Source organism: Streptomyces sp. NPDC098789 (assembly GCF_044759975.1).
Lineage (GTDB): Bacteria > Actinomycetota > Actinomycetes > Streptomycetales > Streptomycetaceae > Streptomyces.
Window position 1 is genome coordinate 24,620 of the sequence record NZ_JBIWAJ010000029.1, and the last position, 19,573, is coordinate 44,192.

Genomic DNA, 19,573 nt, shown 5'->3' on the forward strand with positions numbered 1-19,573 from the left:
GGTGGGGTCCGGGCGGGGGGAGGGCTACAGGAAGCCCTGGTGGATCAGTTCGAGGGTCTCGGTGGCGACGCCGGCGTTGGTGGCGTCCATGTCCGGGCCCTTCCACGACTTGGGGTAGACGCTGCGCAAGGTCCACTCGAACACCGGCTCGCTCAACTTGTTCGAGGTGTCCATCAGCTTGATCGTGGCGGTGGTGCCCCGGTCCCGGTCGTCGTCGCTGTTGACCCACTCCCGCTGCATGCGCCGGAGCCAGTCGTGCACGGTCCTCGTGCCGTCCGGAGTGATGGCGCGGACCAGCGTGATGGTGGAGTACGTGATCCGGGTGGGCAGCACCCAGGACTCGTCGTAGCATCCGCCGACCGCGAGGGACTCGTTCTCGAAGGTGACCGCCAGGCCGCGGCAGCTGGCCCAGCCCCCGAGTTCGAACTCGCCCACGGCCACGTGGAAGCGGGAGTTCAGCGCCATCTTGGCGTCGTGCGTCATCGCCATGGGCCGGCTCCCGGGCATCGGACCGCCGCGAGCGGCGTCACGGCTTGTTCTCGTCGCTGAGGAAGCCGTTGTGCATCAGTTCGAGCGTCTCCAGCGCCACCTTGCTGGTGCCGGCCTCGAAACCGACGATCGACCACTTCATGGGCACGATCGACTTGAAGTCCCAACTGATCACGGGCTTGTTGGACGGGTCGAGCAGGGTGACCGCGCCGGTGTTCGGCTGCCGGGAGAAGGACGCCTTCGACAGCCACGCCTGGACCTTCGGCGAGTCCGAGCACGCGGCCCGGGTCAGCTTCAGCGGGGGGTACTCGGTGAAACCGGGGTAGTACCAGCGGTCGTTGCCGCCGTCACCGGACCGGTAGTCCGCCATCTTCCAGTTGACTTCGAGTCCTTGGCACTGGTGCCAGCTGCCCAGGTCCACGTTCCCGTCGTCGAGCACGACCTGGAACCGGTTGGCGAGGGCGAGGGTGGTGTTGTCGGAGAACGGCATGGGCCTTCCTTATCGGATCGGGGAGAAGACGGGTCGGGGAGAAGACGGGTCGGGGTGCGGCGGGGGGTCGGTGCGGTCAGGGGATTCCGTGCCGCTGCTGCCCCGACATGAGGTCCTGGCGGATGCTGTCGATGAGCAACGGGTAGAGGCGGCCGGACAGCACCCGCAGGGACACCTCGTCCCACTGGTCGGCCAGTTGGGCGAGGGTGGGGTGAGCGGGCGCCGCAGGTGCGGGGGCGAGGAGCGCGGCCGTCGGCTGGGCGGCCGCGGCGGCCACCACGGCCGCGGCGGTGGGCGATGGGGTCCGGGTGTCGTCCTGGTCCAGCAGTGCCCGCTCCGCGGCCGTGGCCCGCTGGTGGCGCAGCCCCAGTGCCAGCTCCCGCCATTCGTCCCGGCTCCGGGCCGTCTCCTCCTTGCTCCGCGAGTAGAAGGGGCGCAGGAGGTCCGAGGCGACCACCGAGGCGGTCTGGGCGAAGACTTCCGCGTGGTCCAGGGGCCGGGAAGCCGCCCCGCCGATCTCCTTCGGGGCGTCGGGACGGACCCCGGACGGCCCGGGTCCAGGGGTGCCGGGGGCGGGCGAGGGCATGGGTGCCCCGGGTGCCCCGGGAGCAACGCCGACGGGAGGGAGCGGGCCCGCGGGCGCGCCGGCTCCTAGGGCCGCGAAGGCCGTACCGGGGAAGGCCGCCGCCGTTTCCGGCGGCCCGGTCCTGCCGGATGCCCTGGCCCCGCTGCCCGGTGGGAGGAGCCCGTCCGTTTCCAGCCGGGCGACGATCCGCGCGTAGAGGTCGTCGGTCGCGCCCGTGCCGGGGAGCGAGGGGGACCCTCCTTCCCCGGTGGGACCGGGCGGTGTGGCCCGCCGTTCGCCGCTCTCGCCCCCGTGGTCCTCCTCGGCGTCCAGATGGTCCGCGTACGCGTGGGCCTGGTCGGCGTCCGAAGAACTGCCCAGCGCCCAACGGCGCCATTCGTCACGGCTCTTGCGCTGCTCTTCCTTGGTCCGCGAGTAGAAGGGCCGCAGCGCGTCGCCCGTCAGGGAAGAGGCGGACTGGGCGAACACCTCGGCCCAGTCCAGGGGGCGCTTCGGCACCTGACCGGCCCCCTCGTCCTCGTCCTCCGTGGCGCCGGCCTTGCGCAGCCTCAGTTCGAGGGCGATGCGCTGCTCCCTGTCCAGTTCCGACACGGACGACACGCGCCGGGAATCGCCCAGCTCGGAGCGCAGTTCGTTGAGCTCGTCGAAGAACTTCCGGGTGATCTCGCTCGTCGAGGCGCGCTGTACGCCGCCGCCCACCATGCCCCCGTCCGGGGTCCAGGAAATCGACCGGACGGCGGCTTCCGTGGCGGCGGGGTGCTCGCACGCGGCCGCGAGCGGCTCCGGGGCCGGGGCGCCGGGCTCCTCGCGGAAGTGCTGCTCGGCCGCCACTGCCTGGCGCTCCATCTCGATCCCGGAGGCGGTGTTCTCCGCCGGGAGCGCAGATCCGTGTCGGCGCTGCTGTACGGCGTGCGTCAGTTCGTGAGCGAGGAGTCCGCGGACCCGTCGGTCCTCCATCGGCCCGGCTTCCTCGGGCAGGAAGACCACGCCCTGCTCGGTGAACGCGCGGGCGGCCATGCCGGAGGCACGCTCGGCGGCGCCCCTGCCGCGGTGCACCGGGATCGCGGACACGTCCACCCCGTACAGGAGGGCGAAGGCGGAGGCCATGTCGCGCGGCACCACGGCGGTGGGCGCGGGCCCCGCAACCGGCGGGGCGGGGCCCTGCGGGGCGCGGTCCCGAGGGCGTTCCCCCTCCCCGGCGGCGTCCGGTACGGCCGGCCGGCGCGCCGACGGGCCGTGCGCCAGCGGAGGCCGCAAACCGAGCGGGTGGGAGGTGTGTGCGGCGCCGCCCGTGGGCGCGGACGGAGCGGGGAACGCGGGACCCCCTCGTACCGGCGCGGGTGACGACGCGTCCGGGGCGGCGGCGGGGCCGCTCACGGAAGCCGCTCCGGGCCCGTCCGGGGTGGCGGGGTCGGAGCGCCGAGGCTGCGCCGGGGTGGCCGGGGCGGTGGCAGCGGCCGGTGGGGCTTCGCGGCCCGGCGGGTCGACGGCCGCCTGCCTGCGGCTCTCGGCGAGCGAGGGCCGCGGGCGGGGTGCGTGACCCGGACCGCCCGCCGGCCCGGCCGGACCGGGGCGGGTGGCCGCGGCAGGAGCGGCCGGAACCGGGGTGCCGGAGCGCGACGCCAGGCTCGCGGCGGCGTCACCGAACATCGCGGAGACCTGCTCCATGGACATCCCGGGGACGATCCCGCGCATCCACGGCGGGGAGGGTTCGACCGGCGCGGCGGGTCTGGGCGGGCCGACGTACGGACCGTCGGCCCGTACCAGCGGGGCGGTCGCCGGCGCGGCGTCGACGGAACGGGCCCGGCGCTTCGCGGGTGGTGCGGGCAGCGCGGAGCCCTCCGTCAGCGGCGGTTCGGGCACGGGGCGCGGGGAGCTCGGGTGACGGCGGACGCCCACGATCCCGGTGATCGTGCCGGCCGGGCGCTGCGCCGCCGACGGGGCGGGCACCGGGCGCAGCGGCGTCTGTACGAGCCCGCCCGCGGGAGCCGCCAGTGGGGGCGCGGCGATCGTGGGCGCGTGCACGGCGGAGCCGGTCGTCCGCAGGGGCGCGGCCCGCGACCAGGCGGCGTCGCCCGTGGCGTGCGCCCGGCCGTCCGCCACGGGCATCGGGTCCGGCGCGGCCGGCGCGGCGGTCGTGCGTCGTGTGCGGCGCAGGGGCCAGATCATGGTGTGTGCCTCTCCCGGGGCGGCCGGCGTCGGTCAGTCGTCCGCGAGCGTGCGGTGGATCCGGCCGATCTCCGCGATGACGTGCTGGCGGACGGGGTGTTCGAGATCGAGGATCGACTCGAAGGGCCAGTGCAGGTAGTACGCCACGTACGCGACCTCTTCCCAGAGGCGGTCGGTGGCGTACGTCAGGATTCCCCCGGCGCATCACCGGCCACGTCGATCGTGAAGTCGTGACCGCAGGAGGGGCAGTTCACCTCGGCCTCGGTGCGGCCGTCCTGGTTGATGCGGCGGTAGAGGTCCTGGAGGAACGCCAGGTCCGAGGCGAAGAGGTTCTCGATGACGTACCCGGCGGTCTCGGGCAGGGTGCCGAGGCTGACCACCGTGCGTTCGAGCAGCAGGACGGTCAGGTAGGCGGGGTTGTTCCGCACCCGGGGATCGGCCTGCGGCGCGATCTCGTCCCGGGCCGTCGCCAGGCGCATCACCCCGTCGCGGTGCACCGTGCCCGAGGAGTCCACGTAACCCCGCGGCAGGACGAACGGGTACTCGGTCGACAGGGCCTCGACGGGGCCCGCGCCGCTCACGGCGCCACCCGCTGGAGGCGCTCGCAGACCAGGGTCACGGTCTCCATGAGCACCTCGCTCGCACCGGCCTTCAGCGCCCCGACCTCCAGCTTGGCGGGCCAGGCCGAGAACAGGTAGTAGCGGGCCACCGGGGTCCCGTCGAAGCTGTACATGACGAGGGAGCAGCTCTTGCGCGCGACGTTGATCTCACCCGAGAGCACGCTCTGGTGCCAGGCCCACAGCTCCAGGCCACTGCTCTTGCCCCGTTTGAGGACCACCGTCGGCGGCTTGGCCTTTCCCGGCAGCTTCTTGAAGATGACTTCCTTGTCGTTCGACGACAGGTAGTCGACCGCCTCGACCTCCGTGGTGATGCCGGACAGCTCCGAGAACGAGGCGATCTCGTACCCGTCGATCGTGATGGAGAACCGTGCAGCGGTGAGCGCGTCGTGGTTGACGGACATCCGCGGCTCCTTTCCTGGATGACGTGGGGGCGGCGATCGCGGCCCGGGGGCTATTCGTCGAGGGAGGCGCCGTCGGCGAACTGCGAGATCCGAAAGACGACGAACTCGGCCGGCTTCACCACCGAGACACCGATCTCGACGGTGAGGATCCCCTGCTCACGCGCCTCGGCGGGGTTGTTCTCCTCGTCGCACTTCACGTAGAAGGCATCCTCCGGGGTACGGCCGAAGAGAGCGCCGTCACGCCACACGCCCCGCAGGAACATCGTGATCGTCCGCTTGACGGAGTCCCACAGCTTCGGGTCGTTCGGCTCGAACACCACCCAGCTCGTGCCCGAGAGGATGGACTTCTCGACGAAGTTGAAGAGCCGCCGCACATTGAGGTAGCGCCACTCGGGGTCGCTGCTCAGCGTCCGTGCGCCCCAGATCCGGATGCCTTGGCCCGGGAAGGCCCGGATGCAGTTGATGCCGAGCGGATTGAGCTGGTCGTGTTCCTTGCGGGTGAGCGCGAGTTCCAGGGACAGCGCACCGCGCACCACCTCGTTGGCGGGCGCCTTGTGCACGCCGCGCGTGTCGTCGCTGCGCGCCCACACCCCGGCGACGTGACCGCTCGGGGGCATCGGGGCCGGCTTGCCCGTGATCGGGTCCAGCACCTTGAGCCAGGGCCAGTACAGCGCGCCGTACTTGGAGTCGTAGCCGGCCTCGTCCACCCGCCATTCCCGCACCTGCTGCGCGTTGAGGTCCGGCGGGGCGTCGAGCACTGCCACCCGGTCTCCCATCAGCTCGCAGTGCGCGATCATCGCGAGCTGGACGGCCTTGACCCCGTCACGGTCGAGCAGGCCGCCGCGCAGGCAGGCCATCAGGTCCGGTACGGCGACCATGGTGATGTCGTCGATGGCCTCCAGCCCGGCGATGCCCGAGCGGTCGCCGGTGGAGCCGAGGAACACCTGGGGGTTGAGCCGGGCCGGCTGCGCGCGGGTGTCGACACCGCCGGCGAGCCGACTCGCCGCCGCGGCGGGCGGAGCGGCCTCCAACTGCTGCACCGCGATCAGACGGGACTCGCGCCGGACCGTCTCGGCCACGGCCCGCGGGCCCTTGCCCGCGGTCAGGCCCTCGAAGGTCTCCGCCACCTGGCCGTCGCGCTTGACGATCAGGGTGAAGGAGTCGCCGTCGCCCGCGACCACCTCGACGCCGAGGGTGTTGCCCTGGGTCCCGGGAGCGAGGGCGCGCACCCCGAGCACACCGCGCCGCCCGTCGGCGCCGCCCGCCAGGACCGCGCTCGCCGCGCCCGCCTCGGTCTCCTCGCCCCGCGGGGTCTCCAGCCGCACCACGTAGGCGCTGCCGCCGCCGTTGAGGAAGTAGCCGTACACACTGTGCGCGAGGTAGGAGCCTTCGGTGAACTCGCCGAACGCGGCGACGAACTGGGTCCAGTTCGTCACCAGGACCGGATCGTTGACCGGACCCTTCTGTGTGAAGCCGACGAAGGCGCACACGGCCGTTCCGACTCCCTCGATCGGCTTCGAGCCCGAGGACACCTCTTCGACATAGACGCCAGGGGAGAGGTAGCTGGGCATGGGACCTCCGGTCAATGGGGCGGAACGCTGCTGTGAGCCGATGCTGTCAAGCCGGGCGCGGTGCCCGGGAGCGCCGATCGGACCCAGGAGAGGGCCCCGTTCGTGGGCCGATCGGCCCGTCCGTTCGGCCCGGTCACCGCGCTGACCGGGCACCTCCGGTGGGGCGGGCCCCCGGAAGGCTGCGGCGGGCGGCCGGCCGCGTGCATACTCCCGGCATGCTGCACGCGACCTCGGCCGCCCTGAGCGCCCACCTGGAGACCGCACTGGCCGGCTGCTGCGCCGTCACGACGGAGCCGCCCGGCCCTTCCGTCACGGCCGGCCCCGAGGGCGCCGGGGGAGAGCAGGGGCTGGGCGTACACCTCTTCCACCTGTCGGCCGTGGACCTGGGCCGGGCCGTCGACGCCGCCGCGGTGCGTGACGGGACCGGCCGGGTCGTCGGGCGCAGGCCGCCCGTGCGCCGGTACCGGACGCGGTGGCTGGTGTGGGCCTGGGCACCCACCGCGCCGGCCCGGCTGGCCCTGTTGGACGAGGCGCTGACGCAGCTGACGGGACCGGTGCTGGCGGTCGGGCCCGAGCTGGCCGAAGGCGGGCCGGTCCACTTGGAGGCGGCTCCGGCCGGGAGCACGGCGGGCGAGCTGGCGGGGGTCTTCGCGGGCCTGTGCGTTCCGGCCCGGCCCGCGCTGGAGCTCGTGGTCACGGCGGGTCTGGTGGCGGCGACGGAGCCCGTACCCGCACCGCCGAGCGACGTACGGGTCGTCTCCCGCCCGCGGCGCATCCGCCCGCACTGACGCCTCGCGCGTCCGTTTCCCGCGGCGGCGTCAGCCGTTCCCGCGTGCGTCGTCGCCCGGGCGCTGGGCCGTCGGGGTCGGCGCCGGACGCAGGCGGAGCGCGGCCCGACGGCGGGAACTGGACCGGCCGGCGGGGGGCGCCTCGCGGGCGGATTCGGGCTCACCGCCCCAGATGCCCCATTCCCGCTGGTTGCGGGCATGGTCCTGGCAGGCGAACCGTACCGGGCAGCGCTCGCACATGAGCAGCGCCGCCTTCAGCGGCAGGTTGCTGCTGGTGTCGCTGAAGAAGACCCGGTCGGGGTCGACCCCGGGCTCCGCACAGGGCAGCACGCCCACGTGGTCGGTGGGCGGGACGAAGGAGGGAAGGCTGTGGCGAGCGGACATGGCGTGGTGGCATCTCCTCGGTGGGCGCGGACGGGTCGGTCGCGAAGCGGGACCGCCCGGCCGCGGAGACCGGGTGTGCCCGCGCTCCCTTCAGGCTCCCGGGCCGCCGCGCGGACCCGGGTCATCCGAACGGACCCAGTGCGGGTGGAAATCGCAGCCCAACGCGCCCGCCGGCCGGGCCGCCTCCGTGCTCCGCTCGGCCATACTCGAAGCCGTGCACGATACGACGCGCGAACCTCACGGCGGTGGTGGAGGAACGGCCGACGGCCCCGTGGGCTCCGGTCCGGGGGCGCGGCTGCTGCGGCGGGCCCGCACCCTGCTCCGGCCCGAGCTGGGCCACTGGCCGCACGACGGTTCACTGGACGCCATCAGCAACCTGCTCATCGCGCACCAGTGGCTGGCGCTCCACCGCCAAGCGGTCCTGCGCATGGGCCTCATGCTCGCCGCAAGCACGGAGTTCCTGCTGTTCCCGCCACGGCTCAACAAGGGTGCGACCGCGATCATCATGACCGTGTACGCCTGCTACACGCTCGTGATGCTGGCCGACGCCTGGCGCAAGGGACCCTTCCCCCACGTGGCCTGGGCGGTGCCGCTGGTGGACCTGCCCGCCTTCGCCCTGCTGCTCAGCGTGTCCGGGACCTACAACGACCCGAACTGGGAGAACCCCTTCACCTCGGACTGGCTGATGCTGGTCACCATCCTGTCCGCGTTCCAGCTCCGGCCCGCCGTCACGGCGGTCACCGGCGGCGCCGCGACCGTGTTCTTCTGCATCGCCTCCGCGGTCGGGCACGCCCATGCCGCTCCCGACCCCCACTTCACCATCGGGCACACCCTCTCCCTCGCCATGGTCAGCTTCGCGGCGGTGGTGCTCTCGCGGATCCAGCAGTCGAGGGTCCGGCAGATCGCCCAACTCGCGCACCGGCGCGGGGCCATGCTCGCGACGAGCCTCTCCATCACCGAGCGGGAACGCCGGGACATGGCCGAGGCGCTGCACGACGGCCCGCTGCAGAGCGTGCTGGCCGCCCGGCTCGACGTGGACGAGGCAGCGGAGGCCGCGCCGCACGAAGCACTGGAACGCGCCGACGAGGCGCTGCGGGACGCGGCCCGGCAACTGCGCTCCTCCGTCACCGAGCTGCACCCCTCCGTCCTGGAGCGCGGCGGTCTCCAGCAGGCGCTCGGCGAACTGGCCGTCCGGTCGGGCCGGCGGGGCAAGTTCACGACCGAGGTGGTGTGCACCACGCGGTCCGCCGGCTACGAGGCGGACCGCGTCCTGTACAACTGCGCGCGGGAGTTCATGTCCAACGTGGTCAAGCACGCCGGGGCCGAGCACGTGGTGGTCCGGTTCGAAGCGGACGGGCAGCGGGCCTGGCTGTCGGTCTCCGACGACGGGGTCGGCCTGACCCCGGCCCTGCTGGAGCAGCGGGTGTCGCAGGGCCACATCGGCATCGCCTCGCAGCAACTGCGACTCCAGGAGGTCGGGGGAACCCTCACCGTCCGTCCCAACACCCCGACCGGCACGATCATGGCCGTCCGCCTCTCCCTCCCCCTCGTCCTGCCGGACGTGTGAGGCCCCGGGCCCCGGGACTGTGCTCGGGCGCCCGGCGGCCGGCCGCGGCCCGGGGGTCAGGGAGCGACCACGGAACCCGCGCTCCCCTTGTCCCCCAGGGAGGAAGCGGTGGCCGAGGAGGGCACCGGTCGGTCGGCGCGCAGCGCCCGCCACACCTGCTCGCCCTCGGTGGGCAGCGGTACGACCCGGTTGGGGTCCTTGGCGTCCGGCCCGACGGGGAGCGTGAGCGAGGTGAGTCGGGAGGAACCGAGGTCCTTCAGGGTTCCCGCCAGACTCATGAGCGCGCGGGCGTTCGCGAGCGAGCTGTCGGTCGTCATGGACTTCGTCGCGGTGTCGGCGAGACCGAGCAGCCGGGTGGGGCTGCTCAACAGCCCGTTCCCGCGCACCTGGGTCAGCAGCGCTTTGACGAAGGCCTGCTGGAGCTGGATGCGCCCCAGGTCACTGCCGTCGCCGACGGACTTGCGCGTGCGCACCAGGCCGAGCGACTGCTCGCCGTTCAGCGTGTGGGTGCCGGGTGCGAGGTCGAGGTGGCTGGCCGCGTCCTTGATCGGCTCGGTCGTGGTGAGGGTGACTCCGCCCAGGGAGTCGATGATCTTTTTGAATCCGTTGAAGTCGAGCTCGACGAAGTGGTCCATGCGCAGCCCGGACAGCCGCTCCACGGTGCTCACGGCGCACGAGGGGCCGCCCACGGAGTAGGACTCGTTGAACATCTTGCGCGCGCCGCCGGGGTCACGGGTGCCCGCGGGGGTGGCGCAGGCGGGCCGGGTGACGAGCGTGTCGCGGGGGACGGAGACCAGGGCCGCCTGCTTGCGGCCCTGGTAGACGTGGAGCACCATCGCCGTGTCGGAGCGGGCCCCGCCTGCGCCCCCGGAGTCGGCGCCCATGCGGCTGTCGGAACCTAGGACGAGGATGTTCATCGCCCCGTTCTCGGCCGCCGGCGGGCGGTCCCTGCCCAGCGTCGAGTCGATGTCGACGCTGTGGACGTTGCTCTGGAGCCGGTGGACCACGGCCGCGGCCCCGGCCGCGCCGAGCAGCACCGCCAGCCCGGTCGTCCAGACGATGGTCCTCAACGTGCCGCGCCCGCGCCGTCGGGCCCGGTGTCGGCGGCGTCGCCGTGCGTGCCGGTGCCGGGGCGTCGTCTCGTGCCGTCCCACACGCGCCGCCGATCAGGTGGAGCGCTGGTCGGCCGCGCCGCGGTACGCGGATGCCGCGGCGGGGCAGCGGCGGGCGCCGTTCGTGGCGCCGTCGGCGGCGGGATTCGCTCGGGGGTCGTGCACAGCGGGTGCCGGCATGCGGGGCGTCTCCTTCACGGTGGGAGCCCGGGACCCTCCAGCTCAGCCGTCCGGGCGGACCGGGGCCAATCCCGTACGGGCAGGAGTGGGGGCAGCGCGACGGCCGCCCCCGCCCGGTCACCCGGTATCGGTCCGGCAGCGCAGCAGCAACGCGTGCTCGACCAGGCTGATCAGCACCGGCAGCACGTCCTCCCGGCGCCGGGCGTCGCAGGCGAGCACCGGCACGCCGGGGTGCAGCCCAAGCGCCTGCCCGACCTGTTCGCGGGTGTGCGGGCTGTGCCCGTCGAAGGTGTTCACCGCCACCACGAAGGGCAGGCCGCGTTCCTCGAAGTAGTCCACCGGCGCGAAACAGTCGGACAGCCGGCGGGTGTCGACGACCACCACGGCGCCGATCGCCCCCCGCGCGAGGTCGTCCCACATGAACCAGAAGCGGTCCTGGCCGGGCGTGCCGAACAGGTACAGCAGGAGGTCCTCGGGGAGCGAGACCCGGCCGAAGTCCATGGCCACCGTCGTGGTGGACTTCTGGCGCACGTGGGAGGTGTCGTCCACGCCGCGGGACGCCGCGGTGAGCCGGGCCTCGGTCCGTAGGGGGGCGATGTCGCTGACGGATCCGATGGTGGTGGTCTTCCCCGCCCCGAAGCCGCCCGCGACGATGATCTTCGCTGATACGCGCCGACGGCCCGCGGGGGCCGTCGGCTCAGAGGCCGCGGAGTCCACCGAGCACCCTTTCCAGCAGTCGTGAGTCCGGCTGCCCGCCTGATGTGTTCGGGTTGGCATGGACGTGTACGAGGCCGCTCTCGGCCAGGTCGGCGATCAGGATCCGGGCGACCCCCAGCGGGACCTGGGAGAGCGCCGCGAGTTCCGCCACCGACAGGGGGACGGCGCACAGCCGGTGGATCGCCCAGTGCTCGGGGGAGAGCGGGGCGGGGGCCGGATGTCCCCGGTACTCCGTCGCCCCGGACGCCGCGAGCGCGGTGATCAGCACCTCGACCCCGAGGGGGAACGACGACCGGGTGCGGCCACGGGTGACGGCGTAGGGCCGCGGCCCGATCGGGAACTCCTCGGGGAACGCGTAGGGACCCGACCCCGCCGCCCCGCTCATGGCCCGGCCCCCGGCCCGAAGCGTCGGGCGGAGCGCTCGTACGGTCCCCCGCGCGGGGCCGGGGTCAGCGCGACCCCGGCCCGGCGGGCCAGCCGCGTGCTCTGGTAGGTCAGCAGGGACAGGTCGCAACCGTCCGAGGCGTGCACGGCCAGCAGCGCGCCTTCGCTGAGGTGGCACAGGAGCAGGCAGCCGTGTTCCAGGTCCACCAGCGCGCGCCGGACCCGGCCGCCCTCGGCGATGTCGGAGCAGCTCACCGCCAGGGCGGCGATGCCGCAGGCGATGGCGGCCAGCCGGTCGCCCTGGGCGCCCTCCCCGCGGGAGCTGTGCGCCAGGAGGAGCCCGTCGCTGGAGACGACGGCGGCCTCTTCGATCTGCGGGTTCTCGTCGGCGAACCGTGTGATCAACCAGTCCAGTTCACCGTTCACGGGTGTCACGGGCTCAGCCACGGCCGGGCTCCCCTTCTCCGGACGGGTCGCCGGCGTTGCGGAATCCGCTCAGCCGCGATCGGATCCGTTCGGGGTCGCGGGGGTGCCCCGCGTCGGGGGCCTGCTCGACCGCGCCGGGCATCAGGTGGGCGCGCGGGACCCGCTGGGGCAGCGCGCCGCCGACCGGCTCGCCCTCCCCGGCGGGGCCGGGCGCGGGGTCCGGGGCCCGGCCGCGGGCGTCCCCCGGACGCTCCGGCCAGCCGCCGACCGGTCCCGTGAGGGGGACCGACACCGTGGGGATCGTGATCGTCGCGGGATCGGTGGCCCGTGTCGGGGGGATCGGTTCGAGGGCCGGGCGCGCGGGCTCCGGGGCGCCCCCGTACGGACCCGCGTCCCCCGCGGCGGACGGTGCGGCAGCCTCCAGGGCGGGGAACCGCGGGGCGGCGGGGTGGCCGGGGACCGGGCCGGGTTCGGCCTGCGCGGCGGGCCGCTCCGGGGTGTGCAGCACGTCCTGCGGCAGGATCACCAGGGTGGAGACGCCCGGTGCCGCGTTGCGCAGGACCACCTCGATGCCGTGGCGCCGGGCGAGGGTGCCCACCACGTAGAGGCCGAGCTGTTCCGAGACGCTGACGTCCAGGGACAGCCCCTCCTCCAGGAGGCGGTTGGCCTCCGCGAGCTGCTCGGTGTTCATGCCGATGCCGCGGTCGCAGATCTCCAGTACCAGGCGCCGGTCCGGCAACTGTTGGCCGTCGACCGTGACATCGGAGTGCGGGCTGGAGAAGGACACGGCGTTCTCCAGGAGTTCCGCGAGCAGGTGGACGACGTCACGGACCGCTTCGCCCCTCAGCTCGGTGTCCGGCAGGGTGTGCACCACGATCCGTTCGTACTGCTCGACCTCCGATATGGCCGAGCGCACCGCGTCGTGCACCGGCATCGGGCCGACGGCGCGGGAGCCGAGTTCGGCCCCGGCCAGCACCAGCAGGTTCTCGCTGTTGCGGCGCATGCGGGTGGCGAGGTGGTCCAGCTGGAACAGCCGGGCCAACTGCTGGGGATCGGGCTCGTCCCGTTCGAGGTCGGTGATCAGGCTCAGCTGGCGCTGGATCAGGGACTGGTTGCGGTGCGACAGGTTCCGGAAGATCGCGCTGACGTTCTCGCGCAGCCTCGCCTGGCCCGCGGCCAGCCGTACCGCCTCCCGGTGCAGCTGGTCCACGGCCCGGCCCACGGCGGCGAACTCGTCGTGGCTCGTGCCGGCGACCGGCGCCACCTGGAGTTCCGCGCCGTTGCCGCGCCCGGACGTCAGGGCCTTCATCGCGGCCGGCAGCCTGCTCTCGGCCACGTCGACCGCCGAGGACTCCAGGTCGCGCAGCCCGCCCAGGATGGAACGGGAGACGAAGAACGCGAGGGCCAGCGCGGTGGCCAGGATCAGGCCCGCGACGATGAGGTCGTTGCGCGCCTGGTCCTGCGCTTCCTGCCGACGCTGCGAGAAGTCGTCGACCAGCCGCTTGCCCACGGTGCTCTGGAGCTGTTCGAGCCCGTCGATCTTCGTGGTGAAGGCCTTGTACCAGTCGCCGGGCAGGGTGCCGTTCGCCAGCTTGGCCGTGTTCAGTTCACCGAGGGCCTTCATGGCCTGGTTGGCCGCCGCCACGTCCGTGCCGCCGACCAACCTGTCGTAGGCCGCTGTGTCGGCGCTCATGGCATTGAGGCGGAACTCCTGCTGGGCCATGTCCTGGAGGCGCGCGGAGGAGAGCAGGGCGGCCCGCTGCTCGTTGGTCAGGCTGCCGCTCTTGGCTGTGTCGGAGATCAGGGCCCGCTCGCTCCAGGTCATGGCCGTGTCCAGGGCCAGGGTGTAGGTGGCCCAGCCGGGGGAGTACGACTGGTCGAGGTCGCCGCCGAGTTCGTTGTTGATCCCGATCACCGGCAGCAGGACGCGCAGGTAGGCGGAGTTCAGCTGGGCCGCGCTGGCCTTGCCCGCCAGCCCGCGCAGCCCGGGCAGGGTGTCGACGGCGGCCTGGATCGCCTGGATGTGCGAGTCGAGCCGGGTGGACGAGGGGATCTTGCGGGCCGCGGTCAGGAAGGCCTCCGCCGCGCCGGACGTGCGCTCCTCCTGGTTCTGGAGGGCGCCGTTCCCGCCCGAGGCCTGGGCCTGCGGGTCGATGAGCAGGTCACGCTCGCGCTGGAGGTTGTCGATCAGCGAGGAACCCGACTGGCTCAGCTGCGCGATGCGCAGCAGCCGGTCGTACTGGTCCCCCTGGTCGGAGGCGTCACTGACCCTGAGCCCCGCGAGCACCACGGCGGCGAGCAGCGGGATCACGAGCACGGCGAGCATGCGGGTGGGCACGCTCAGCCGCCCGAGGAACGGTGACCAGCCCGCCCGGGAAGAGACGAGGGAACGGCGGGACCGGCGGCGGTTGCGGAAGGGTGAGAACACGGCAGCTCCGGAGTGGGGGCGGGTGGCCGCCGGTCCGCCGTACGCGGTGCGCCGGGGGCCGGGCACGGGCGGGAACCCGTGCCGGAGCCCCGTGCGGGCCCCTCCGGGTGCGACCGCTCCGGTACGTGCGGAGCGCCGTCGGCACACCGTGGTGGAGGAGGACCGGCCGGCCGCATCCGTCGCCGACCCGGCGTCGAGGGCGGCTCCCCGCCGCGGACGGGGGAAGCCGAGCCCCCTCGGTGCCCAGGGCCACCGACCGGTACTCCTGCATCCACTCTCTCCGGACACCTGGCGGTCCGGACGTCGCCGATGGTCCGAGCGGCCGGGGGAACCTCACTCCACCGATCAGGGCCTCCGGTTGGCCCGAGGGGCAGGTCAGGAGCCGGAACGTGCCCGAACCGCTGGATTTTGAGACAGGCCTCTTCTTCCGCTAACCCACCGTTAGGGCAGCGGGGGTGAGACTGGTGATGCCTCTTCGGGAAGACGTTCCCCCGCCACCGCCGGTGATTCGCGGAGCTGCCAGCTCTCGGACCGGCGTCCACGTGCGCGGCGTGCGGACTCCGAGGGGCCGGGGGGTGTCCAGCCCGACCGTCGTGTGGAGGAGCCTTCATGTCCGAGCCCATCTGTGTCCAAATCAAGGCGTCGGACCCCCTGTCCCAGGCGGGACTCATCGCCTCGATCCGCCACCGCAGCGAACTGCGCGTCGTGGAGGAGCGCATGGTCGACAGCCGGACGGTGGGTCTCCTCGCGGTCGACCGCGTGGACGCCGGCGCCCTCCAACTCCTGCGCACCATGAGGGCGTCCCGCGTCGAGTGGGTGGTGATCGTCGCGAGCAACCTCGACGAGGAGGGCGTCGTCGCCGCGGCGGAGGCCGGGGTCGCCGGTCTGCTGCGGCGCGCCGAGGCCACACCGGACCGCCTGGTACAGGTCGTCACCTCGGTGTGCCGCGGCGCCGGCGTGGTCCCGCCCGACCTGCTGGGCCGCCTGCTCAAGCAGGTCGCCAGTCTTCAGCACCATGTCCTGGCACCGCGGGGCATCGGCCTCTCGGGCCTGACCAGCCGGGAGACCGAGGTACTGCGGCTGGTGGCCACCGGCCACGGGACCCAGGAGATCGCGCAGAAGCTCGCGTACTCCGAGCGGACGGTCAAGAACACCCTGCACGACGTCACCAGCCGCTTCCACCTGCGCAACAGGTCCCACGCCGTCGCCTATGCGATCCGCGAGGGATTCATCTAGAGCGGTGGCCGCCTCGACAACCGACGGAGCCCGGAGCTCCGGATCCGGGCAGCCCCGTACAACCGTCCGCGCCGCGGACAACCGAAGGAGCCGTTATGGGCGTCATCGCCACCCTCAGCGACGAAGTGACCGAGGTCGAGCCGGGAGGGTCGGCGACCTGCACCGTCAAGCTGTTCAACGACGGCACGGTGGTCGACACCTTCCTGCTCGACGTCCTCGGGGACACCAAGGAATGGGCCGAGACCACTTCCTCCGAAGTGAGCGTCTTCCCGGGCGAAGTGGCCACCGTGGACATCGTCTTCACCCCTCCGCGCGATGCCGGGGTCCGCCCGGGGCGGACGGGCTTCGCCCTGCGGGTGATGTCCCAGGAGGACACGGACCACTCCGCCGTCGTCGAAGGCACCGTTTCCGTCGCCGGCTTCCAGGAGATCGAGACGGAACTCATCTCCCGCACCCTGCGGGGCAGTCGCGGCGCCCGTGGCCGGCTGGCCCTGGACAACCTGGGCAACGCCCCGGTGACGCTGCGCCTCACCGGGGCGGACGACGACGGAAAGCTCCGCTTCACCTTCCCCCAGCTCCCGGTGACCGTCGAAGGCGGTACGACCCGGATCGTCGCCTACCGGCTCAAGCCGCGCACGCGCTTCCTGCGCGGGGAGCCGCGCACCCACCTCTACCGGATCCAGGTGAAGGGGTCCGGGACGAAGAGCGAGACGGCCGGCTCGCTGGTACAGACGGCCATGCTCGCGCCGTGGGCGCCCAAGGCGCTCATGCTGGCCGCGGGCGCGGCGGCCGTCGCCCTGGTGGTCATGCCGACGTACCTCGTCCCCAAGACGAGTTCCCTGCTGTTCGGCAAGAACGTCGCCGACTCCCAGGACAGGAAGGCCGACCCGCAGGACCCCGCCCCGTCGGCCACCGCGGCGGCCGGGTCCGGGTCCGGCGACGACGGGAAGGCCAAGGCCGCGGCGGACGGGAAGGCCGCCGGTACCCCGGGCGGTTCGGGTGCCTCGGGCGGCTCCGGCCAGGCGGGCGCGGGGGACGGCGAACAGACCGGGTCCACCGGTTCCGGCAGTGGTTCCGCAACCGGCTCCGGCAGTGCTTCCGGCGGTGGGGCGAAGCCCCCGGTTCCCGTTCTCGCGGACGTGGCCGGTACGAGCTTCCGCCTCCAGGCCAACTCCGAGCCGCGCAAGACCGGCACCTACTCGCTCAAGGAGCACGACCCCGTCGCCAAGGGCCAGACCCTGGCCGTCAGTGACCTGCACATCGAGAACCTCGCCGATGACACCGGCACGGTCCAGCTGCGCCGCAACGGCGAGGTCCTGCGGGAGTTCAGCCTGAAGGACGCCAAGAAGGAATGGCACTGGGTGGAGCCCCTCACCTTCACTGAGGGCCAGAAGGTCGTCCTCGCGGTCAGCTGCGGCAACACCGACAAGAAGAACTGCACCCCCGCGTTCTCCTTCTCCGGGCGCACCTACACCCTCACGAGCTGACCCGGCGTCACTCGTCCCCGACCGCCGGGAGGCACCATGTCCCGCCCCGCAGCACGACTCGGCGACCGGGTCGCCGGTATGGACCGGCACATCGTCCTGGTCCCGACCCCGACGGGTCCCACGCCCACCCTGCTGCCGTTCCCCTTCTCGGGCACCCTCATGGGGGGGTGCTGCGCCACGGTCCTCATCGGGGGCAGGCCCGCGGCGGTGGTCGGTTCCAAGGCCGTCAACCTCCCGCCCCACCTGCCGCCCACCCCGCCCGGCGGTCTCTTCCTGCGCCCACCGGACAACAGCGGAGTGGTGACGACCGGCAGCGCCGCGGTCCTGATCGGCGGCAAACCCGCCGCCCGGTCCGGAGACACGGTGCTGACCTGTAGCGATCCGCTCCCCGGTCCCAACGCCAGGATCACCTCCCAGTGCAACGTTCTGATTGGCTGACCCGACCATGCCCCATGTGCTCCTCATCGAGGACGACGACCTGATCCGCAGCGCCCTCACGGTCGCGCTCGAACGACTCGGCCACCGGGTCGTCGGCGCGAGCAGCGGGATCGAAGGGCTCACGCGCGCGCTCCAGGACGGGGTCGACATCATCGTGCTCGACCTGGGCCTGCCCGACCTCGACGGGATGCAGGTGCTGAAGATGTTGCGCGCCTCGCTGGCCGTGCCCGTCGTCATCGCCACCGCGCGCGACGAGGAGGCCCACACGGTGGCCGCCCTGAACCTCGGCGCGGACGACTACGTCATCAAACCGTTCTCCGCCGAACACCTCCAGGCGCGGATGGCCGCCGTGCTGCGGCGTACCCAACCCGACCCCGTACGGCCGCCACTGCGCGTGGGAGGGCTGCTGATCGACCTGCACGCCCATGCCGCCTCCTTGGACGCGCGGGTACTGGAGCTGCGGCCCAAGGAGTTCGCCCTCCTCTCCTACTTGGCCGAACGGGCCGGCCGGATGGTCAGCAAGGCCGAGCTGCGCGCCGAGGTCTGGCAGAACGCCTTCGGGGTCACCGACAAGACCGTGGACGTCCACCTCTCCTGGCTGCGCCGGCGGCTCGGCGAGAGCGCGGCCAGCCCGCGCTACCTGCACACCGTGAGGGGGGTCGGGGTCAAGCTCAAGGCACCGCAGGGACAGTACCGATGAGGTGCCGCATCGCCGTGCGGGTGGCCGTGGCGGCCCTGCTCAGTACGGTGGTCTTCGCCCTGCCGCTCGCCTTCTACGTCCGCCACGCCTACTTCCAGGAGGCGGAGGCGGAGGCGCACGCGCGGGCCCAGTCGCTGGCCGCCGTCATCGCCGACATGCCCGGGGACGAGACGGAGCTCGAACGCTCGCTGAAACGATTCGTCACGCCGGCGCTGGGCGATGTGGTGTTCTTCCCCAACGGCCACACGGCCGGTGTGGCGATCAGCCCGGTACCCCCCGAGGTCCAGCAGGCCGCCGCCCGGGACAGCCTGCGGGCGGCCCGCGGACACCTGGGACTCGGCGCCTCGCAAGACGCCGTCCTCCTGCCGGTGAACAGCCACGACGGGCATGGTGTCGTGGTCGCCGCGTTCATCGACTCCCACCACGAATGGGCGGCCGTCCACCGGATCTGGGCCGCCATCGCGGCGGCGCTCGTCCTGCTGCCGCTGTCCGCGGCCCTGCTGGCCGACCGTTTCGGGCGCAGTCTCGCCCGCCAGCTCGAACGCCTCGTCCGTGCCTCCACCGCCATGGCCCGTGGCGACCTCACGGTCCGCGTCGCCGTCGCCGGTCCTCCCGAACTACGGCGCCTGGGGGCCTCGTTCAACACCCTCGCCAGCAGGATCGAGAGACGCGTCGAGGCCGAGCGGGAGGCCGCCGCCGATTTCTCCCACCGGCTGCGCACCCCGGTGGCCGCCCTGATGCTCCAGGCCCAGTCGCTGACCGACCCCAAGGAATCGGCCCAGGTCCTGGAGAGCGCGCGGCGGCTGCACCGGGAGGTCAGTTACGTCATCGAGCGCGCGCGCCGCCCCGCCATGGAACACCAAGGGGCCCGGTGCGACCTGGCGGAGGTCGTCAAGGAGCGCGTCGCCTTCTGGGAGCCCCTGGCCGAGGACCAGCACCGCTCGTGCCACCTGACGGTCATCGGCCGCGACCACATGGTCCGGGTGTCGCAGGAGGGCCTGGCCGCCGCGGTGGACGCCCTGTTGGGCAATGTGTTCAGCCATACGCCGGACGGCTGCGCCCTCACCGTCCGCGTCGAGGGACACGAGGACGCCAGGGTGAGCCTGGTGGTGCAGGACGACGGGCCCGGGATCGATCCGGCCTTGCTGCGGCGGGGCGCCAGCGGCTCGGGATCGAGCGGCCTGGGACTGGACATCGTGCGCCGCCTGGCACAGTCCACCGGCGGTTCGCTCGGCCTGGAGGTGCCACCGGCCGGCGGGGCACGGGTCCGGGTGCTCTTCGGTCAGCCCGCCCGGCCGGTCCCGCGGGAGCCGACCGAGCCCCCCGCGTGCCCGCTGGATCCCGCCCGGCCGCCCGGCGACGGCGCCCCGGACGCCCCCGCCCGGCCGTCCGGCTGAGGG

The 19,573-nt window shown here is 73.2% G+C and carries 21 protein-coding genes; 7 read left to right on the forward strand and 14 right to left on the reverse strand.

Translation table 11 applies throughout. From position 1 onward, the window contains the following. Positions 1-24: 24 nt before the first annotated feature. From ACIQWR_RS37625 to ACIQWR_RS37655, 7 genes are all read right to left on the reverse strand, one after another. Positions 25-489: a phage tail protein gene (locus ACIQWR_RS37625; RefSeq protein WP_404019438.1), complete on the reverse strand. Its 465-nt coding sequence runs from the start codon at positions 487-489 to the stop codon at positions 25-27. Between the two features lie 37 nt (positions 490-526). Then, positions 527-979 (reverse strand): phage tail protein, encoded by a 453-nt coding sequence (locus tag ACIQWR_RS37630; protein WP_404019440.1) that lies wholly within the window; start codon positions 977-979, stop codon positions 527-529. A gap of 76 nt (positions 980-1,055) precedes the next feature. Further along, entirely contained in the window at positions 1,056-3,734 is a 2,679-nt protein-coding gene (locus ACIQWR_RS37635) for a DUF4157 domain-containing protein (protein WP_404019443.1), read from the reverse strand. Between the two features lie 33 nt (positions 3,735-3,767). Then, on the reverse strand, positions 3,768-3,926 hold the full coding sequence (locus ACIQWR_RS37640) for a DUF6760 family protein (RefSeq protein ID WP_404019597.1): 159 nt from the start codon (positions 3,924-3,926) through the stop codon (positions 3,768-3,770). Continuing rightward, the gene (locus tag ACIQWR_RS37645; protein ID WP_404019446.1) at positions 3,920-4,315 is read right to left on the reverse strand and encodes a hypothetical protein; all 396 of its coding nucleotides are present in this window, start codon (positions 4,313-4,315) and stop codon (positions 3,920-3,922) included. Before ACIQWR_RS37645 ends, ACIQWR_RS37640 begins: the two co-directional genes overlap by 7 nt. Next, entirely contained in the window at positions 4,312-4,755 is a 444-nt protein-coding gene (locus ACIQWR_RS37650) for a phage tail protein (RefSeq protein ID WP_404019448.1), read from the reverse strand. The genes ACIQWR_RS37645 and ACIQWR_RS37650 overlap by 4 nt, the downstream gene beginning before the upstream one ends. Before the next feature lie 50 nt (positions 4,756-4,805). Next, positions 4,806-6,326, reverse strand: a complete 1,521-nt coding sequence (locus tag ACIQWR_RS37655; protein ID WP_404019450.1) for a phage tail sheath family protein — start codon at positions 6,324-6,326, stop codon at positions 4,806-4,808. A 215-nt stretch (positions 6,327-6,541) separates the two neighbouring features. Between ACIQWR_RS37655 and ACIQWR_RS37660 the strand changes: the two genes are divergently transcribed. Beyond that, a complete protein-coding gene (locus ACIQWR_RS37660; RefSeq protein WP_404019453.1) occupies positions 6,542-7,114 on the forward strand; it encodes a hypothetical protein in 573 nt (190 codons plus the stop codon). Between the two features lie 30 nt (positions 7,115-7,144). Here the strand turns inward: ACIQWR_RS37660 and ACIQWR_RS37665 are convergent, their stop codons facing one another. Beyond that, a complete protein-coding gene (locus tag ACIQWR_RS37665) occupies positions 7,145-7,498 on the reverse strand; it encodes a WhiB family transcriptional regulator (protein WP_404019456.1) in 354 nt (117 codons plus the stop codon). A gap of 214 nt (positions 7,499-7,712) precedes the next feature. Between ACIQWR_RS37665 and ACIQWR_RS37670 the strand changes: the two genes are divergently transcribed. Then, a complete protein-coding gene (locus ACIQWR_RS37670; protein ID WP_404019459.1) occupies positions 7,713-9,065 on the forward strand; it encodes a sensor histidine kinase in 1,353 nt (450 codons plus the stop codon). Positions 9,066-9,121: 56 nt separating this feature from the next. Here ACIQWR_RS37670 and ACIQWR_RS37675 read toward each other — a convergent pair whose 3' ends face one another. The 6 genes from ACIQWR_RS37675 to ACIQWR_RS37700 all read right to left on the reverse strand — a co-directional run bounded on the left by ACIQWR_RS37675 (position 9,122) and on the right by ACIQWR_RS37700 (position 14,312). Then, positions 9,122-10,219: an LCP family protein gene (locus ACIQWR_RS37675; protein ID WP_404019461.1), complete on the reverse strand. Its 1,098-nt coding sequence runs from the start codon at positions 10,217-10,219 to the stop codon at positions 9,122-9,124. A gap of 12 nt (positions 10,220-10,231) precedes the next feature. Next, positions 10,232-10,357 (reverse strand): hypothetical protein, encoded by a 126-nt coding sequence (locus ACIQWR_RS37680; RefSeq protein WP_404019464.1) that lies wholly within the window; start codon positions 10,355-10,357, stop codon positions 10,232-10,234. A gap of 117 nt (positions 10,358-10,474) precedes the next feature. After that, positions 10,475-11,074 carry a GTP-binding protein gene (locus ACIQWR_RS37685; protein ID WP_404019466.1) on the reverse strand — a complete coding sequence of 200 codons (600 nt, stop codon included), beginning with the start codon at positions 11,072-11,074 and terminating at the stop codon, positions 10,475-10,477. Continuing rightward, positions 11,055-11,459 carry a DUF742 domain-containing protein gene (locus ACIQWR_RS37690; protein WP_404019469.1) on the reverse strand — a complete coding sequence of 135 codons (405 nt, stop codon included), beginning with the start codon at positions 11,457-11,459 and terminating at the stop codon, positions 11,055-11,057. The genes ACIQWR_RS37685 and ACIQWR_RS37690 overlap by 20 nt, the downstream gene beginning before the upstream one ends. After that, a complete protein-coding gene (locus ACIQWR_RS37695; protein ID WP_404019472.1) occupies positions 11,456-11,905 on the reverse strand; it encodes a roadblock/LC7 domain-containing protein in 450 nt (149 codons plus the stop codon). The genes ACIQWR_RS37690 and ACIQWR_RS37695 overlap by 4 nt, the downstream gene beginning before the upstream one ends. Beyond that, positions 11,898-14,312: a nitrate- and nitrite sensing domain-containing protein gene (locus ACIQWR_RS37700; protein ID WP_404019475.1), complete on the reverse strand. Its 2,415-nt coding sequence runs from the start codon at positions 14,310-14,312 to the stop codon at positions 11,898-11,900. The genes ACIQWR_RS37695 and ACIQWR_RS37700 overlap by 8 nt, the downstream gene beginning before the upstream one ends. A gap of 609 nt (positions 14,313-14,921) precedes the next feature. On the opposite strand from ACIQWR_RS37700, the gene ACIQWR_RS37705 reads away from it, so the two are divergent. The 5 genes from ACIQWR_RS37705 to ACIQWR_RS37725 all read left to right on the forward strand — a co-directional run bounded on the left by ACIQWR_RS37705 (position 14,922) and on the right by ACIQWR_RS37725 (position 19,570). Beyond that, positions 14,922-15,548 carry a response regulator transcription factor gene (locus ACIQWR_RS37705; protein WP_404019478.1) on the forward strand — a complete coding sequence of 209 codons (627 nt, stop codon included), beginning with the start codon at positions 14,922-14,924 and terminating at the stop codon, positions 15,546-15,548. 95 nt (positions 15,549-15,643) lie between these two features. After that, on the forward strand, positions 15,644-17,035 hold the full coding sequence (locus ACIQWR_RS37710; protein ID WP_404019481.1) for a hypothetical protein: 1,392 nt from the start codon (positions 15,644-15,646) through the stop codon (positions 17,033-17,035). A gap of 36 nt (positions 17,036-17,071) precedes the next feature. Further along, complete coding sequence (locus tag ACIQWR_RS37715) at positions 17,072-17,473, forward strand: PAAR domain-containing protein (RefSeq protein ID WP_404019484.1); 402 nt, start codon at positions 17,072-17,074, stop codon at positions 17,471-17,473. Positions 17,474-17,480: 7 nt separating this feature from the next. Next, the gene (locus ACIQWR_RS37720; protein WP_404019486.1) at positions 17,481-18,173 is read left to right on the forward strand and encodes a response regulator transcription factor; all 693 of its coding nucleotides are present in this window, start codon (positions 17,481-17,483) and stop codon (positions 18,171-18,173) included. Next, positions 18,170-19,570, forward strand: a complete 1,401-nt coding sequence (locus tag ACIQWR_RS37725) for a sensor histidine kinase (protein WP_404019489.1) — start codon at positions 18,170-18,172, stop codon at positions 19,568-19,570. Before ACIQWR_RS37720 ends, ACIQWR_RS37725 begins: the two co-directional genes overlap by 4 nt. Positions 19,571-19,573 lie beyond the last annotated feature (3 nt).

Coding starts and splice junctions, on each gene's coding strand:
- ACIQWR_RS37665 (WP_404019456.1), bottom strand. CDS start 7,498: ATGTCCGCTCGCCACAGCCTTCCCTCCTTCGTCCCGCCCACCGACCAC.
- ACIQWR_RS37715 (WP_404019484.1), top strand. CDS start 17,072: ATGTCCCGCCCCGCAGCACGACTCGGCGACCGGGTCGCCGGTATGGAC.
- ACIQWR_RS37625 (WP_404019438.1), bottom strand. CDS start 489: ATGGCGATGACGCACGACGCCAAGATGGCGCTGAACTCCCGCTTCCAC.
- ACIQWR_RS37655 (WP_404019450.1), bottom strand. CDS start 6,326: ATGCCCAGCTACCTCTCCCCTGGCGTCTATGTCGAAGAGGTGTCCTCG.
- ACIQWR_RS37705 (WP_404019478.1), top strand. CDS start 14,922: ATGTCCGAGCCCATCTGTGTCCAAATCAAGGCGTCGGACCCCCTGTCC.
- ACIQWR_RS37660 (WP_404019453.1), top strand. CDS start 6,542: ATGCTGCACGCGACCTCGGCCGCCCTGAGCGCCCACCTGGAGACCGCA.
- ACIQWR_RS37680 (WP_404019464.1), bottom strand. CDS start 10,357: ATGCCGGCACCCGCTGTGCACGACCCCCGAGCGAATCCCGCCGCCGAC.
- ACIQWR_RS37725 (WP_404019489.1), top strand. CDS start 18,170: ATGAGGTGCCGCATCGCCGTGCGGGTGGCCGTGGCGGCCCTGCTCAGT.
- ACIQWR_RS37650 (WP_404019448.1), bottom strand. CDS start 4,755: ATGTCCGTCAACCACGACGCGCTCACCGCTGCACGGTTCTCCATCACG.
- ACIQWR_RS37710 (WP_404019481.1), top strand. CDS start 15,644: ATGGGCGTCATCGCCACCCTCAGCGACGAAGTGACCGAGGTCGAGCCG.
- ACIQWR_RS37630 (WP_404019440.1), bottom strand. CDS start 979: ATGCCGTTCTCCGACAACACCACCCTCGCCCTCGCCAACCGGTTCCAG.
- ACIQWR_RS37690 (WP_404019469.1), bottom strand. CDS start 11,459: ATGAGCGGGGCGGCGGGGTCGGGTCCCTACGCGTTCCCCGAGGAGTTC.
- ACIQWR_RS37635 (WP_404019443.1), bottom strand. CDS start 3,734: ATGATCTGGCCCCTGCGCCGCACACGACGCACGACCGCCGCGCCGGCC.
- ACIQWR_RS37720 (WP_404019486.1), top strand. CDS start 17,481: ATGCCCCATGTGCTCCTCATCGAGGACGACGACCTGATCCGCAGCGCC.